We start from the raw sequence: 14,612 nt of genomic DNA on the forward strand, positions 1-14,612 counted from the left end.
CTCGATGAGCCAGACACACACCGTCGCCGAAGGCGACCGACTCAAAAAGGACACCTCGGCCGGTGTCACCAACTGGCAGAGCCGGGTGCTGTCGCTCGCCCGCGGCCTGCACGCCCGGCCCGAGCTCTCCTTCGAGGAGACCGAGTCCGCCGCGGCGATCACCGCTCTGCTCGCGGAGGGCGGGCTCACGGTCGAGCACGGGACCGGTGGCCTGCCCACCGCGTTCACGGCGACGGCGGGCAGCGGCGACCTGACCGTGGCGCTGTGTGTCGAGTACGACGCGCTGCCCGAGGTCGGCCACGCCTGCGGGCACAATCTCATCGCCGGGGCGTCGGTCGCCGCGGCCCTCGCCCTGGCACCGTACGCCGACGAGTTGGGCATCACGCTCAAGGCCATCGGCACCCCGGCCGAGGAGCACGGCGGCGGCAAGTCGCTGCTCCTGGAGTCGGGCGCGTTCGACGGTGTGGGCCTGGCCCTGATGGTGCACCCGGTGCAGGACGGTGTCTCGTACAACCCGGCGGGGACCACCGCGCAGGCGGTCGGCCGCTACCGTGCCGTGTTCTCCGGACGTGCCGCGCACGCCGCGGCCGCGCCCCACCAGGGTGTGAACGCGGCCGACGGTGCCACCCTCGCCCAGGTCGCCATCGGGCTGCTGCGCCAGCAGATCCCAGGCGACCATCGGGTGGCCCTGTTCGTGTCGGAGGCGGGCGTGGCCACCAACATCATCCCCGAGCGGGCCGTCGTCGACTTCGAGTGCCGCGCGTTCACGCTGCCCGAGTACGAGGCGCTCCTCGCCCGCGTACGGCGCTGCTTCGAAGGGGCGGCGCTCGCGAGCGGCACCGAGCTGGCGATCGAGGCGACCGAGCCACTGTACGAACCGCTCGTGCAGGACGAGGCGTTGGCCGGGTACTGGACGGCCGCGATGGAGTCGTTCGGGCGTGACACCACGTCCGGCGGCCGGCTCGGCGGCGGGTCGACCGACATGGGCAATGTCAGCCAGGTCATCCCGAGTCTGCACCCCTGGCTGAGCATCCCGGGGGCCGAAGTGCCCATCCACTCCCACGGATTCACCGCGGTCGCCGACACCGACGCGGCGTACGGGCTGATGCTCGAAGCGGCCCGCGCGCTCGCCTGGACCGTCGTCGACGCGGCGAGCGATCCGGAGCAGCGCGCCCGGTTCGTCGAGGCCGCCTTCCACCGTGACATCAGAAGGGCCGGGTGACGACATGTCCACCCTCGTCAAGCCGAACGACCGCGGCACGCGGACCCGTCAGACGCTGCCCATCGCCGGGCTGGCCCTGGTGATCGCGCTGGTCGTGCAGTTCATCGGTGAACTCGACATCGACCTGGGCATCGGCTCCATCATCATCTTCCCCATGGTGTGGGGCCTGTTGCTGGGTCTGCTGGTGTCGATCCAGAAGTTCCGGCCGCTCGGCATCGACCTGCAGAAGGTGGCGGCGGCGCTCGTCGGTGTCGCCGTGATGATCCTGGTGGCGCGGCTGGCGTTCAACATCGGTCCGAGTCTGCCGACGCTCGCCGACGCCGGTCCCGCGCTGCTGCTCCAGGAGATCGGGCATCTGCTCGGCACGGTCGCCATCGCGCTGCCGCTCGCCGTGCTGCTGCGCATGGGCAAGGCGACGGTGGGTGCCACGTTCTCGCTGGACCGCGAGCCGTCGTTCGCGATGGTCTCGGAGAAGTACGGTCCCGACTCCGATCAGTACCGCGGTGTCCTCGCCATGTACGTGTTCGGCACGATGTTCGGAGCGGTCTTCATCACGCTCCTGACCTCGCTGGTGTCGAACTGGAACATCTTCGACCCGCTGGCCCTGGCGATGGGTGCCGGTGTCGGTTCCGGGTCGATGATGGCGGCGTCCTCGGCCAGTATCGTGGCCGCCTATCCCGGCGACGAGCAGGCCATCCTGGGGATGGCCGCGGTCTCCAACCTGATCACGACGATCCTCGGTGTCTACGTCGGCATCTATCTGGCGCTGCCGCTGGCCGACCGCTTCTACCGCTTTCTGACGCGTGGCGGGCGTACGGAGGCGGCAGTGACCGCACGGACCGAACCGGTCGAGACGGAGCAGAGCGCGGCGGAGAACCGCGCCTTCCGCGAGCAGGTGGCCTCTGCGGCGGGTGAGATCAAGCTCCCGCTGTGGCTGTCGCTCGGTGTGCTGACGGTGCTGGGCATCGGCACCGCCTCCGTCGCGGCGGGGCACCTCGGCCTCGACATCATCGGCGGTTACGCCGTGCTGCTGGCCCTGGTGCTGGTCGGGATCGTGCTGGCCAAGGTCAGCCGGAAGGTCTCGGCGATCGTGTGGATCACCACCGTCGGCGCGTACGTGTCGAGTCCGTGGTTCTTCGCCTCGGACACACTGAACCGCCTGGTGTCGTCGGTGGACTTCCTGTCCATCGCGACGATCATGCTGACGCTGGCGGGGCTCTCCCTCGGAAAGGATCTGCCGCTGCTGCGCCGCATCGGGTGGAAGATCGTCCCGGTCGGGCTCGTGGCCATCACCGCGTCGTTCCTGCTCTCGGTCGTCATCGCCGAGTTCACGCTCGGAGCGTGGGGTTAGGGCCTGTCGCTCTGGGTCGGGCCCTGGCGGGCAACGCCCCTCACGACACCCCCGCATGCACCGCTCGGACAGGCCGCTCGTGCTCGGCGCGGGCGGCCTCGAGCAGCTGTCGCCACGAGGTGACGGTCGGCCGCCGACGCAGCAGCGCGCGACGCTCGCGCTCGGTCATCCCGCCCCAGACCCCGTGCTGGATACGCTGATCCAGCGCGTGGGCCAGGCATTCGGTCTTGATCACGCATCCGCCGCAGATGCGCTTGGCGCTGCTCTGCGCGGCTCCCTCGACGAACAACTCGTCCGGGTCCGTTGTCCGGCAGGCCGCCTGATCCCACCTGGAAAGCTGCTCTTCGCGCACTGCTGCCGCCCCCTTCTCCGTGTCGCCTCTCAGCGTAGCCGAGTCGTCACTTTAGGCCATACGTGCAGGCCGCGCACCCCACCCCCTCTGAACACATGGTCAATTGACGATTCGAAACGGACAAATGGTGCGTCGTTGCGGTCAGTTACCCGTCGTCGCCCCTACGGCCTCACGGCGCACGACGTCGACCAGCGAGCGGTCGGTGATCTTGAGGGCGGGTGACACGGCGAGGGTCAGGGTCGACACACTCATGAACGGGTTGAGGTGGCGCCAGCCCCAGCTCTCCAACGCGCCCCGCACCGCGGCCGCCTGGTCGGCGACGTCCCCGGCCGGGCGGGCCGACAGCACACCACCCACGGGCAGCGGCATGCGTGCCGCGATCGACTCGCCCTCGGCCCCGGCGACCACGGCGACGCCTCCCCCGTCCGCGACGACGGTCGCCGCGGCGGCGGCCATGGCGGCGCGGGAGGTGCCGATGGTCAGCAGGTTGTGGCTGTCGTGGGCGTACGTCGAGGCCACTGCGCCGGAGGTCAGCTCGCGGCCGAGGAGGGGCGCGAAGACCGCACCCTGACGCCCGTAGCGGTTGCGGACGCGCACGAGGGTGGCGCGGCCCTCCCACTGCACCTCGCCCCCGTGGACCGGGAGTTGGACCTCGGCTTCCTCGGTGTAGGTGTCCCGTTCGTTGACCCGCATGGCACGGAAGGTGTGCACCCCGTCGGGCAGTTCGACGGTCCAGCGGAACGTGTCGGCGTCCTGCGGTTCGACGTCGATGCGACTGCCGAGCGGTGTGACGGCCGGGGCGTCACCGACCTCCTCCGAGCGGGCGGGCACGCCGCCCCGGCCCACCACGTGGCCACCGGACAGCACCAACTCCGGCTCGAACGCGGCGAGTTCGCCGCGCAGCAGCACCAGGTCGGCGCGCTTGCCCGGCGAGACGACGCCGCGGTCGTGGAGGCGAAGGCGCTGAGCGGGCGTCCACGTCAGCGCCTTCAGGACGACGTGTGCGGGGAATCCGGCGGCCACGGCCACCCGTGCGATGTGGTCGAGGTGGCCCTTGTCGACGATGTGGTCGGCGGCGAGGTCGTCGGTGACCAGGCACAGCGGCGGGAGCTGCGGCAGGGCGAGGAGGGCATCGGCGGCCTCTTCGGTGAGGCACTTCTCCTGAAGCATCATCGTCATGCCGAGGCGGGCCTTCTCCAGGACCACCTCGGTGCGGTTCTTGGTGTGGTCCGAGTCGACGCCGGTGGCGAGGTAGGCGCTGAGTTCGGCTCCGGTCAGGTTCGGGCAGTGGCCGTCCAAAATGACGTCCTGCGCGCGGGCGGCGGCGGTGATCTCGTGCATGCGGCGGTCGCCCGCGACCACGGCCCGGTAGTCCATGACCTCGCCGAGCGCGATCACCCCGGGCCAGCGGAGCATCTCCGCGATGTCGTCGGCGGACAACGCGGCCCCGGCGTGCTCCAGGCCCTCCAGGGCGGGCACGCACGACGGGACGCCCCACAGTTGGGTCTGGGCGGTCTCCCGGCCGGCGTCGATCATCCAGCGCATGGCGTCGCGCCCGGCGACGTTGACGATCTCGTGCGGGTCGGCGAGCACGGTCGTCGTGCCGCGTGCGAGTGTCACCGCGGCGAATTCCTGCGGCGTCAGGAACGCGCTCTCGATGTGCATGTGCGCGTCGACGAAGCCGGGGACGACGAGCATGCCGCTCGCGTCGATCTCCTCGCGGGCGTCGGCCGGGGTGCCGGGGGGCAGCACCGCGCTGATCGTCTCGCCTCGTACGAGGACGTCCGCGGCGAACTCCTCGCCGGTGAAGGTGGACACCACGCGCCCACCGCTGATCCGGAGGTCGTGCTGCTCACTCATGGGGTCGTGCTCCTTCGGAAGGGGTGCGTCACTCGGTGTGGGGCAGGCCGTCACGGGACGAGTGTGTAGAAGTAGTAGCCCAACGGGACCATGACGATCCACAGCGGCCAGGGCACCTCGCGGACCCGGCCGCTGACGGTCTTGACCAGGACGTGGGCCGCGAGCCCGACCGCGATGCCGGTACCGAAGTTGCCGAAGAACAGCGTGGTCGCGACGGTGAGGGCCGCCGGGATCGCGTTGGTCGGGTCCTTGAAGTCGACGTTCTTGAGGGCCCCGAGCATGTTCAGGCCGATGTACATCAGCACGGGCGCCGTGGCCGCCGAGGGGATCAGCGTCGCGAACGGTGTGACGAGGAGCAGCAGGCCGAAGCCGCAGGCCGCCCACACGGAGGCGAGGCCGGTCTTGCCGCCCGCGTCGGCCGCGGCCGACGACTCCAGGTAGGCCGTCATCGACGGGGCGCCGACGGCCGAACCACCCATCACGGAGACCGAGTCGACGAGGAAGGGGCGCCGGGAGCCGGGGATGTTGCCGTCCTTGTCGAGCAGCCCGGCGCGGCCCGAGACGGCGAGGAGCGTGCCGGTCATGGAGAAGAACTCGGACACGAAGAAGGCGAAGATGTACGGGAAGTACTCCGGCTTGAGCGCGCCGAGGATGTCGATGTGGAAGAGCAGCGGTCCCGGCGAGGCGGGCGCGGCGAAGAGGCTGGAGGGGACGTCCGTGACACCGAGCGGGATGCCGACGATCGTGACGGCCGCGATGGTGATGAGGAAGGCGCCGGGCACCTTGCGCGAGGCGAGCGCGGTGAGCAGCAGCAGGCCGCCCAGGGCGAGCAGTCCGGCGGGCTTCGACAGGTCGCCGACGGCGAGTGCGGCCTTGTCGGCGTTGCCGACGACGAGGTCGGCGTCGCGGAAGCCGATGAGGGCGATGTAGAGGCCGAGGCCGCCGCTGATGGCGTACTTGAGGTTCATCGGCATCAGGCGCGTGACGAGGTCACGGATGCCCAACAGGGTCAGTACCAGGAAGGCCACGCCGGACCAGAACACCATGCCGAGCGCCGTGTCCCAGGGGACGTGGTCCTGGCCGACGATGGTGAAGGCGATCAGCGCCACCCCGCCGAGGCCGGGCGCGACGACGAACGGGAGGTTGGCGACGAGGCCCATGGCCAGGGTCGCGAGCGCGATGGCGATGATGACGGCGGTGGTCGCGGCGCCGTGCGGCACGCCGGCGCCCGCCAGCTGGCCGGGGACCACGACGACGGCGTAGGCGGCGGCCATGAACATCGAGGCGCCGGCGACGAGTTCCGTACGGGGGCTGCTGCCGCGGCCACGGACGCGGAAGAGCCGCTCGACGAGCGACGCGGACTCGGGTGCGGCGTCGGCCTGCTCGCCGGAGGGCGGAGCGGTGGTGGACATGGGGACCTCGGCGGGATGAGGGGTGGGCAGGGGCGGTCCGCGGCGACGTCGGCGCGAGGCATACGCGGGGCGTGCGGGCACCCGGCTGGGTACGGTCTCTGCAACCGGTCTCTGCAACCGGTTGCAGAGACCGGTTGCAGGTATCATGACACGGCATAAAGGGAAAGTGAACAGCGGCCCGGGTGAAACCTCGGGACACCGGTCCTGGCACCTCGGTCGGGACCAACCGGCCGGGACCACCGGTTGGGACGGCGAGCAGGGGGCAGTAGTGGCGACGCTCTTGGATGTGGCGCACGCGGCGGGGGTGTCGAAGGCCACCGCCTCGCGGGCGTTGCACCGCCCCGACATGGTCGCGGAAGGCACCCGGCTGCGGGTGCGGGAGGCCGCGGACCGGCTCGGTTTCCAGCTCAACGCCGCGGCCCGCGCCCTGACCACGGGCCGCACGGGGCTCATCGGCCTGATCGTGCCGACGCTCTCCAACCCCTTCTTCGCTCCCCTGGTCATCGGGGCGCAGCAGGCGGCGGAGGACACCGAGAGCCATCTGCTGATCGCCGTGTCCGAGTACGACGCGGAGCGCGAGGCCGCCCTCGCCGACCGGCTGTCCGAGCAGGCCGACGGGCTGATCATGGTGACTCCGGTCGGCACGGACGCGGCGCTGCGCGAGCGCTTCCGGCGCCGCCCGCTGGTGCTCGTCGACCGACAGGTGGGGCGGCTGCCCGCCGTCGTGGCGGACACCGCGGCGGGCCTGGCCGAACTCCTCGGCCACCTGCTTGACCTCGGCCACCGCGAGATCGCCTACGTGTCCGGGCCCGCGGGCTCCTGGGCGGACGAGCAGCGGCGCTCGGCCCTCACCGCGCAGGCCTCGAATGCGGGCGCCCGCGTGCATGTGCTGGGCCCGCTGCCGCCCACGTTCGACGCGGGCATCGAGGCCTCGCGCTCCCTGCCGGGCGCTGCCACGGCCGTCCTCGCGTACAACAGCTATCTCGCGTTGGGGTTGCTGCACGGGCTCGGTTCGACCGGGCGGCGTGTTCCCGAGGACATCAGCCTGGCGGCGGCGGACGACCTGAGCACGCTCGGGGCGACGACGCCGCCGGTGACCGCGTTGGACGTGCCGTTGCGGGAGGTCGGCACGCTCGCCGTGACCCGTCTGCACGAATTGGTCGGCGGGCAGCGGCGCACGGTGACGTCCCGGGTGCCCGCGGCGCCGGTGCTCCGCGCGTCGACGGCGCCGCCGCGGGTGTCCTGACGGGTATGCGTGGCGGGCGGCCCCTCAGCGGCTCAACGCCGCCTGCGCCGCGTCGAGTTCCAGGGTGTCGCCGAGTGCGATCCGGCCCGGTGTCACCACGTCCGCGTACACGCCGAACAGGACGCCGCGGCCCAGCGTGCTCTGGCCCAGGCCCCGGTAGCCCTTGATCAGGGACAGGGCCCGCACTCCCCCGGAGCCGTCGACCGGGTCGCGGTTCACCGCGCCGCACCGTTTCACCGGGCCCTCGACGCGCAGCACCGCCCCGCCGACGCGCACCGTGCGGCCCTGCCAGGTGTCCTCGGCGTGGGGCGCGCCGCCTGAGAAGCCGAGCGTCATGCGGAAGCGACGCCTGTCGACCGCGTCGAGGTCGGACCTGCGGGCCAGTTCGTCCACGGAGGCGTCGCCGAGCAGGGTGACGGGCCGCAGGTCCACGCCGCCGTGGTCGGTGTCGGGGCGTACCAGGCGGACCGGTTGTCCCACGCGGTCCGCCAGGAGTTCGGACCACGGGCCCTCGACCACGCGTCCGGGGACCGTGTGGTGCCGGAAGAAGTCGACCTCCAGCGCGCCGCCGAGACGCACTTCGCCGGTGACCGCGGTGCCGTCCGGGCAGGTCACGGTCAGCGTCCCGGACTCCGCCGCGTAGTGGGCGGTGTGTCCGGCCCAGGCTCCCGTGCGGGTCATGGACAGCAGGTTGCCCTCCGCGTCCACCATGAGGAAGGCCCGGTCGCCCGCGACTCCCGTTCTCGTCAGCCCGATCTCGTCGCGCGGCACGACCCCGAGTCCCTTGATGGCGGTGGTCGTCAGCGAGGTGACCTGGAGGGCTGGAACGGGTGTCATGTGTCGGTGCTCCCTTTTACTTGGCGTACGCCTCCGAGTACAGGTCGGCCACGTAATACTTCCCGGGGTCGGTGTTGTCGTCCAGTTGCTTGTTGCGTACGAAGAAGTCACCGAGCTTCTTGAACCACGTGTCCACTTCCCCGTTCTTGGTCTTGGCAACGAGGTCCTTGGTGGAGAGTGTCTCGACGTGTGAGGCGTCGGCCTTGGCCTGGGCCTCGGTGACCTGGAGCATCTTCGCGGTGAGGGCGATGGTCTCCTCGGGGTGTTCCTGGCGCCAGTCGTTGGCCTGCTGGAGCACCTTGATGACCTTCTTGTTCTTCGCCTCGGGCACCTTGTTCCCGGCGACGAACGCGGTGGGGAAGGAGTCCTTGGTGTCCTTGGTGCTCGCTATCTCGTGCAGGCCAGGGACCTTCTTCTTGATGGTGTCGATGGCGGGGTAGAAGAAGCCGGCGCCGTCGATCTTTCCGGAGGAGAAGGCGGAGACGATGGTGGACGGGTCCATGTTGACCTTGGTGATGTCCTTCGTCGTCATCCCCGCCTTCGCCAGGGCGATGTTGAGGATCATGTCGCCGGAGGTGCCCTCGGGCACACCGACCCGCTTGCCCTTGAGGTCCTTCATGGACTTCATGCCGGGCTGCCCGATGACACGGTCGGCATACGTGAGGGTGTCCACGGCGATGACCTTGGACTTGCCGGAGGCGGGCAGCCACATGGCGCCGGGGCCGATGTATCCGTAGTCGAGGCTGTCGGCGCTGAGGGCCTGGATCTGCACGGGGCCGTTGTTGAAGGCCCTCACCTTCGCGGTCAGGTCCGCCTTCTTCCACAGGTTCTGCTTCTCGGCGATGGCTAGGAGGCTGGCGCCGTTGTAGTCGGCGATGTAGCCGAAGCGGACCGTGTTGTCGTCCCCCGAACCGCTGCCGGAGCAGGCGGTGACGGAGAGCGAGAGCATCAGGGCGGCGGGCAGCGCCGTGAGTGTGGTGCGCCTGAACCTGTTTCTGGGCATGCTGGATGTCCTCTCGGGGTGGTACGTGCGAGCGGGGGTGATGGTGTGTCAGGCGGCGTTGGTCGGTGCGTCCTGGTGGTAGACCGAGGTCCACACCTCGTTGCGGATGCGCCGGAACTCGGTGGACAGGCGGATCTGTTCGGTGCGCGGGTAGGGCAGGTCGACCTCGACGACGCGGTGGATGCGGCCGGGCCGCGCGGCCATCACCACGACGCGGCTGGCGAGGTAGACCGCCTCGTCCACGTCGTGGGTGATGAACAGGACGGTGCGCTTCTCCTGGCTCCAGGTCGCGAGGAGCTGGTCCTGCAGCTGCACGCGCGTCAGGGCGTCGAGCGCGCCGAACGGCTCGTCCATCAGCAGGACTTGGGGGTCGACCGCGTAGGCGCGGGCGATGGCGCAGCGTTGCTTCATGCCGCCGGACAGCGTCTTCGGCAGGGCGTCGGCGAACTCGTCGAGTCCTACGAGGGTGATGGCCGCTTCGGCGCGGCGGCGACGCTCCGCGGTGGGTACGGAGGCCAACTTGAGCCCGAACTCCACGTTCTGGCGGACCGTCAGCCACGGGAACAGCGCGTACTGCTGGAAGATCACGCCGCGGTCGGGTCCGGGCCCCGACACGGGGGTGCCGTCGACGAGGACGGCGCCGGAGTCGGGGTCCTGGAGGCCTGCGGCCATGCTCATCAGGGTGGACTTGCCGCAGCCCGAGGGGCCGACGACCGTGACGAACTCCTGGTCGGCGATGTCCAGGCTGATCCCGTTCAGCGCGGTGAAGGTGGTCCCCTTGAGCGGGAAGGTCTTCACCACGTCCCGGAAACTGATCTTGCTGTCGGTCGTCCCGTGGTGTGCTGTCTTGCCGTTCATCGACGCTCCTGCCAGCCGGTGAGCCGCCGTTCGGCCAGCAGTAGCAGCCGGTCCATGACGAGTCCGAGCACACCGATGGAGATCAGGGACACGAAGATCGTGTCCATTTCGAACCAGGTGGACGCCTTCTGCATCCGGTAGCCCAACCCCTCCTGCGCGCCAATGAGTTCGGCGGCGACCACGGTCGCCCAGGACGCGCCGAGACCGATGCGCATGCCGACGAGGATGAACGGGGTGGAGGCGGGGACGACCACCTTGGCGAAGATGGTCCGGTCGGATGCGCCGAGCACCCGGGCCGCGTTGATCAGCGTCTTGTCGACGTCGACGACTCCCTGGAAGGAGGAGACGACGCAGGACATGAACGAGGCCAGGAAGATCACGGCGATCTTCGGCACCTCGCCGATGCCGAGCAGCACCACGGCCAGCGGGATCAGCGCGAGCGGTGGGATGGTGCGGAAGAACTGGATGTACGGCTCGACCAGGGCGCGCACCGTCGGGTACCAGCCCATGAGGAAGCCGACCGGCACCGCCGCGAGCACGCCGAGGGCGTAGCCGGACAGGACGCGGCGCAGGCTGGCGAGGGTGTCGTCGGCCAGGGTGCCGTCGGAGATCATGGTGCCGGCCTTCTCGGCCACGGCCGCCGGGGTGGGCAGGTTCTCGACCCAGCCCAGGGCGGCGACGACGGCCCAGACGGCGATTCCCGCCGCCACGGCCACGACGTTCAGGATCAGGGGTCTGCCGCGGCCGCGGCGCGGTTGCTGCCGCGGGGTGTCGGCGGTGGTCTTCTGCGCGGGGGTGATCACAGCCATGTTTTCCTCGCTGATGGCTTCACGCGTGCTCCTCGGAGACGGGCTGCGGATACTGGGTGAGCAGGGGGGATTCGTGGAGGACGAGGGCGATGCCGCCGAGTGCGCTGCCGGCCTCGCCGAGCGTCGCGCGGCGCAGGTCCACGTGAGGGTGGGCCATCGGCATCAGGTGCCTGCGCAGGGTGCGTTCGACCGGGTCGAGGAGGGCGCCTCCCGCCTCGGCGAGTTCGCCGCCGACGACGATGACGCCCGCGCCGACGACGTGGCAGACGGCGGCCAGCACCCCGCCGACGTCGCTGCCGACGCGCTCGAGGATGGCCAGGGCCGTCGGTTCGGCAGCATCGACCGCTGCGAGGAATCCGGCGAGGTCCTCGGCCCGGCCGCCGGATTCCCGGTAGCGGCACAGCACCGCGTCGAGCGAGGCGCGGGTCTCCAGGCAGCCGGTGCCGCCGCATTCGCAGGTGCGGCCCACCGGGTCCACGGTGATGTGTCCGAACTCGCCGGACAGGCCGTACCGGCCGCGGTGCAGTGCGCCGCCGACGACCAGGCCGCCGCCGACGCCGTGCGACAGGCGCAGGTAGAGCACGTCGCTGCTGTCGGCGGCCGCGCCCCAGACCGCTTCGGCGAGGGCGGCGAGCCGGGTGTTGTTGTCCAGCAGGACCGGCACACCGAACCGTTTGCGCAGCAGGTCGGGCAGGCCGTCGATGCCCTGGGCGTGGGCGTGTTCGCTGCCGGGGTCGGCGATCGGTCCGACGACGCCGACTCCGATGGCGGTGAGCGCGTCGAGGTGTACGCCCGAGGATCGGCCCCGGCCATCTGCCTCGCCCGTATCGGCGTCGGGCGGGCCGGTGGCCAGGGCGTCGAGGAGCCGTTCCGCGTGCTCGACGCGTTCGGGCCAGGAGAGGTCCGGGGCGTGCGGCTCGCTCGCCGAACCGACCACTTCATGGGCGAAGTTGACGGCTGCGACGTGCACGGCGCGGCGTGCGAAGTCGATGCCGACCGCCTCGCCCGCGGCCGGGTTGAGGCTGAGTTTCTCCACCGGTCGGCCACGCTTGCGGGTCTCGACCTGCGGAGTGCTCGCGACGACGGCGCCGCTGCCCACCAGGGCGGCGACGATGTCGTGGAGCGTGGTGCGGGAGAGTCCGCTGCGGATGCCCAACTCGGCGCGGCTCAGCGGGCCCTGCTTGCGCAGCAGCTCGAGAACGGACTGCTCGTGGCCGCGCCGGAGCCGCGTCAGCGGGCCGTCGTGTTCGTGCATGCCGCACAGCATGTGAGGGCCGACGATTTTCGTCAATGAGTCGGAACGAAATACTCGCGCCGAACCTCGCCCGGAACACCACTCCCCCGCACCGGACTTGACCTGCGACGACACAGGAGTCCGCACGTAGCGACCGGGCCGCGCGAGGTCCGGGGAACGCCACACGACTGCAACATTCGCCGCTGACCAGCGGCCTTGCCACTGCCGGTCCGCACCTCCCGCACCCATTTATGTAGGTGCTCTTGACTTAAATCGTGAGCACGCTGAAACATGCTGCGCACACCCCAGACCGACCAGCCGAGGAGCCACACCTGATGACCCGGGAAGAGACCAACGCAGCACACATCGCCCGCCGCGGCGTACTGGCCGGCATCGCCGGGACCATGGGGGCGGTGGCACTGCCCGCGGGCTCCGCGCTCGCACAGCCCGACCGGCCCGCACCGGGGCGGCCGTATCCGCCCAACTGGCCGACCCTCGAACCGTATGGGCTCGCGGACACCCGCAAGGACCTCTGGCCGCGCGAGGACAACTCCTTCGTTCTGCCGCTCGAACTTCGGCCGCGCGACCGGGAGTTGGGCCGTGTGTGGATGCGCGACACCTACGTCAACTGCTTCGTCGTGGACGGCCGTCCGCTGTACGTGGCCACCGGCACCACCCGCGTGCCCGGCCTCTCGGCGGCAGGTCCCTGGAACGACGGCATCTTCGTGTGGACCGCCCCGTCGCTGCACGGCCCGTGGCGCCTCGCCGACACCACCGGCATCCGGCCCGGCGCCGAGCGCGGCAAGGTCTGGTCGCCGGAGTTCGTGGACGAGAACCGGCCGGGACGCACGGTGGTCGCGCCGTGGCAGGAGTACTGGCACGACGAGCAGTTCGGCAAGCGGGCCAACGCCTGGGCGCCCGAGCTGCACCGCTTCCGCGGCAAGTGGTACATCGTCGCGTGCATGGGCGACCACTCCCAACTGGTCGGCTCCTTCATGCTGGTGAGCGACGGCGGAGTCGAGGGTCCCTACCGGCTCGTCGAGGGCAATCTCGACAAGCCGTTCGGCGACTCGTTCATCGGCGGCCCCTCGTTCATCGAGCCGGGCGCGTACCACCACATCGACGGCGGCCTCTACACGGAGGGCGACGACGCGTGGCTGGTCCTGCACAACAACCTGTACGCCAAGTTCCGTCCCGACATGGAGGACATCGTCCCGACGACGAACCTTCCGGCGTTCCAGCAGACGCCGTACTCGCCCGAGCCGTACCTGGAGGGCGCGTACGTCTTCAAGTACGGCGGCAAGTACTTCCTGGTGCACGCGGCGTGGGACCGCACCTCGACGGGGACCGACGGCAGCGCGCGGCACGCCTACGATCCGCCGGGCACCGGCCGCACGCAGTACCAGTACGACGCGGTCGTCGCCGTGGCCGACCACCTCGAGGGCCCGTACTCCAAGCGCTGGACCGCGGGTGTCGGCGCCGGGCACAACAACTTCTTCGAGGACCACCGCGGCGGACTGTGGGCGACGTTCTTCCGCAATCCCGCCTTCGGCTACTGGGCGGATCCGTCGCGTTCCGACGACGCCGCGGTGGCCGGTGTCGCACGCCTGGAGTGGACCGGGCCGCAGGGCAACCGCCTGTACGTAAAGCGGACCTAGATTGGACTCGATCCAGACTGGGATCTACTATCAAAGAGACCGAGGTACATATCAGCGCAGCCAGTGACGCCTGCCACCTCCGGTAACAAATCACCACGGAGGCCGCACATGGCTTGTTACGACTGCATCCAGGAAAACCGCTCCGACTCGACCGGCATCGGCATCTGCACCCGCTGCGGCCTGGCCACCTGCCACGACCACGCGCGCGTGCTCGCCACGCACGTACAGCGGGCCAACGGCATGAGCCGCTCGACCAGCCGTCTCGCCGGGCGGCGCGTCGTCTGCCGCACCTGCCTGGCCGCCGAGGCCGCGTAATGACAGGCCAGGACGCGGGCGATCTCCTCAAGCGCAAGGGCCTGCGCAGCACGGCGCAGCGGCGCGCGGTGCTGGCCGCGCTCCAGAGCCGGTCGCACGCGTCCGCGGCCGATCTGGAGGAGTGGATCGGTCGGTCCAGGCCCGAGGGTTCCTCCGCGGGTCTCTCGCGCCAGGGTCTCTACAACGTCCTGGAGGACCTCACCCGTGTCCACCTCGTGCGCTGCATCGAGCCGGCGGGCTCCCCCGCCCGGTTCGAACTGCGCGTGGGGGACAACCACCATCATCTGGTCTGCCGCTCCTGCGGCCGGATCGAGGACGTGGACTGCGCCGTCGGCGCGGCGCCCTGCCTCGACCCGGTCCAGGACAGCGGCTTCACCGTGGACGAGGCCGAGGTCACCTGGTGGGGCCGGTGCGCGGACTGCAGCCGGGCGCCGGAGCGGCCTGTCTGACACCCG

General features: G+C 70.6%; 14 protein-coding genes. 6 read left to right on the top strand and 8 right to left on the bottom strand.

The features are described from left to right. The first annotated feature begins 4 nt into the window (after positions 1–4). Together ABT004_RS06380 and ABT004_RS06385 are read left to right on the top strand one after the other, a co-directional pair. Positions 5–1,222 carry a M20 family metallopeptidase gene (locus ABT004_RS06380; RefSeq protein ID WP_351331834.1) on the top strand — a complete coding sequence of 406 codons (1,218 nt, stop codon included), beginning with the start codon at positions 5–7 and terminating at the stop codon, positions 1,220–1,222. Positions 1,223–1,226: 4 nt separating this feature from the next. Next, positions 1,227–2,573: a DUF3100 domain-containing protein gene (locus ABT004_RS06385; RefSeq protein ID WP_351331836.1), complete on the top strand. Its 1,347-nt coding sequence runs from the start codon at positions 1,227–1,229 to the stop codon at positions 2,571–2,573. 40 nt (positions 2,574–2,613) lie between these two features. On the opposite strand, the gene ABT004_RS06390 is transcribed toward ABT004_RS06385, so the two are convergent. The 3 genes from ABT004_RS06390 to ABT004_RS06400 all read right to left on the bottom strand — a co-directional run bounded on the left by ABT004_RS06390 (position 2,614) and on the right by ABT004_RS06400 (position 6,197). Then, on the bottom strand, positions 2,614–2,925 hold the full coding sequence (locus tag ABT004_RS06390) for a WhiB family transcriptional regulator (RefSeq protein ID WP_351331837.1): 312 nt from the start codon (positions 2,923–2,925) through the stop codon (positions 2,614–2,616). A 141-nt stretch (positions 2,926–3,066) separates the two neighbouring features. Continuing rightward, positions 3,067–4,785, bottom strand: a complete 1,719-nt coding sequence (locus ABT004_RS06395; protein ID WP_351331839.1) for an adenine deaminase C-terminal domain-containing protein — start codon at positions 4,783–4,785, stop codon at positions 3,067–3,069. 50 nt (positions 4,786–4,835) lie between these two features. Beyond that, positions 4,836–6,197, bottom strand: coding sequence for an NCS2 family permease (locus ABT004_RS06400; RefSeq protein WP_351331841.1), 1,362 nt, complete (start codon positions 6,195–6,197; stop codon positions 4,836–4,838). Between the two features lie 268 nt (positions 6,198–6,465). On the opposite strand from ABT004_RS06400, the gene ABT004_RS06405 reads away from it, so the two are divergent. Further along, complete coding sequence (locus ABT004_RS06405; RefSeq protein ID WP_351331843.1) at positions 6,466–7,443, top strand: LacI family DNA-binding transcriptional regulator; 978 nt, start codon at positions 6,466–6,468, stop codon at positions 7,441–7,443. Between the two features lie 24 nt (positions 7,444–7,467). Here ABT004_RS06405 and ABT004_RS06410 read toward each other — a convergent pair whose 3' ends face one another. From ABT004_RS06410 to ABT004_RS06430, 5 genes are read right to left on the bottom strand one after another with little or no spacing between them, the layout of a single operon-like run. After that, on the bottom strand, positions 7,468–8,280 hold the full coding sequence (locus ABT004_RS06410; protein ID WP_351331845.1) for an MOSC domain-containing protein: 813 nt from the start codon (positions 8,278–8,280) through the stop codon (positions 7,468–7,470). A gap of 16 nt (positions 8,281–8,296) precedes the next feature. Further along, positions 8,297–9,283: an aliphatic sulfonate ABC transporter substrate-binding protein gene (locus tag ABT004_RS06415; RefSeq protein WP_351331847.1), complete on the bottom strand. Its 987-nt coding sequence runs from the start codon at positions 9,281–9,283 to the stop codon at positions 8,297–8,299. A gap of 48 nt (positions 9,284–9,331) precedes the next feature. Continuing rightward, positions 9,332–10,141, bottom strand: coding sequence for an ABC transporter ATP-binding protein (locus tag ABT004_RS06420; RefSeq protein ID WP_351331849.1), 810 nt, complete (start codon positions 10,139–10,141; stop codon positions 9,332–9,334). Next, entirely contained in the window at positions 10,138–10,950 is an 813-nt protein-coding gene (locus ABT004_RS06425) for an ABC transporter permease (protein ID WP_351331851.1), read from the bottom strand. The genes ABT004_RS06420 and ABT004_RS06425 overlap by 4 nt, the downstream gene beginning before the upstream one ends. A 19-nt stretch (positions 10,951–10,969) precedes the next feature. Then, positions 10,970–12,217, bottom strand: a complete 1,248-nt coding sequence (locus ABT004_RS06430) for an ROK family transcriptional regulator (protein ID WP_351331998.1) — start codon at positions 12,215–12,217, stop codon at positions 10,970–10,972. Positions 12,218–12,519: 302 nt separating this feature from the next. Here ABT004_RS06430 and ABT004_RS06435 point away from each other — a divergent pair, with 302 nt between their 5' ends. From ABT004_RS06435 to ABT004_RS06445, 3 genes are all read left to right on the top strand, one after another. Next, positions 12,520–13,842 carry a family 43 glycosylhydrolase gene (locus ABT004_RS06435; RefSeq protein ID WP_351331853.1) on the top strand — a complete coding sequence of 441 codons (1,323 nt, stop codon included), beginning with the start codon at positions 12,520–12,522 and terminating at the stop codon, positions 13,840–13,842. A gap of 108 nt (positions 13,843–13,950) precedes the next feature. Then, the gene (locus ABT004_RS06440; RefSeq protein ID WP_351331855.1) at positions 13,951–14,157 is read left to right on the top strand and encodes a DUF2180 family protein; all 207 of its coding nucleotides are present in this window, start codon (positions 13,951–13,953) and stop codon (positions 14,155–14,157) included. Next, the gene (locus ABT004_RS06445) at positions 14,157–14,606 is read left to right on the top strand and encodes a Fur family transcriptional regulator (RefSeq protein WP_351331856.1); all 450 of its coding nucleotides are present in this window, start codon (positions 14,157–14,159) and stop codon (positions 14,604–14,606) included. Before ABT004_RS06440 ends, ABT004_RS06445 begins: the two co-directional genes overlap by 1 nt. The last annotated feature ends 6 nt before the right edge of the window (positions 14,607–14,612 follow it).

It is taken from the genome of Streptomyces sp. NPDC002790 (assembly GCF_040295505.1).
GTDB lineage: Bacteria > Actinomycetota > Actinomycetes > Streptomycetales > Streptomycetaceae > Streptomyces.

What these genes read in the sequence shown, in the direction of transcription:
- ABT004_RS06395 (WP_351331839.1), bottom strand. Translation starts at nt 4,785, where the DNA reads ATGAGTGAGCAGCACGACCTCCGGATCAGCGGTGGGCGCGTGGTGTCC.
- ABT004_RS06440 (WP_351331855.1), top strand. Translation starts at nt 13,951, where the DNA reads ATGGCTTGTTACGACTGCATCCAGGAAAACCGCTCCGACTCGACCGGC.
- ABT004_RS06380 (WP_351331834.1), top strand. Translation starts at nt 5, where the DNA reads ATGAGCCAGACACACACCGTCGCCGAAGGCGACCGACTCAAAAAGGAC.
- ABT004_RS06420 (WP_351331849.1), bottom strand. Translation starts at nt 10,141, where the DNA reads ATGAACGGCAAGACAGCACACCACGGGACGACCGACAGCAAGATCAGT.
- ABT004_RS06435 (WP_351331853.1), top strand. Translation starts at nt 12,520, where the DNA reads ATGACCCGGGAAGAGACCAACGCAGCACACATCGCCCGCCGCGGCGTA.
- ABT004_RS06385 (WP_351331836.1), top strand. Translation starts at nt 1,227, where the DNA reads ATGTCCACCCTCGTCAAGCCGAACGACCGCGGCACGCGGACCCGTCAG.
- ABT004_RS06430 (WP_351331998.1), bottom strand. Translation starts at nt 12,217, where the DNA reads ATGCTGTGCGGCATGCACGAACACGACGGCCCGCTGACGCGGCTCCGG.
- ABT004_RS06445 (WP_351331856.1), top strand. Translation starts at nt 14,157, where the DNA reads ATGACAGGCCAGGACGCGGGCGATCTCCTCAAGCGCAAGGGCCTGCGC.
- ABT004_RS06410 (WP_351331845.1), bottom strand. Translation starts at nt 8,280, where the DNA reads ATGACACCCGTTCCAGCCCTCCAGGTCACCTCGCTGACGACCACCGCC.
- ABT004_RS06425 (WP_351331851.1), bottom strand. Translation starts at nt 10,950, where the DNA reads ATGGCTGTGATCACCCCCGCGCAGAAGACCACCGCCGACACCCCGCGG.
- ABT004_RS06415 (WP_351331847.1), bottom strand. Translation starts at nt 9,283, where the DNA reads ATGCCCAGAAACAGGTTCAGGCGCACCACACTCACGGCGCTGCCCGCC.
- ABT004_RS06400 (WP_351331841.1), bottom strand. Translation starts at nt 6,197, where the DNA reads ATGTCCACCACCGCTCCGCCCTCCGGCGAGCAGGCCGACGCCGCACCC.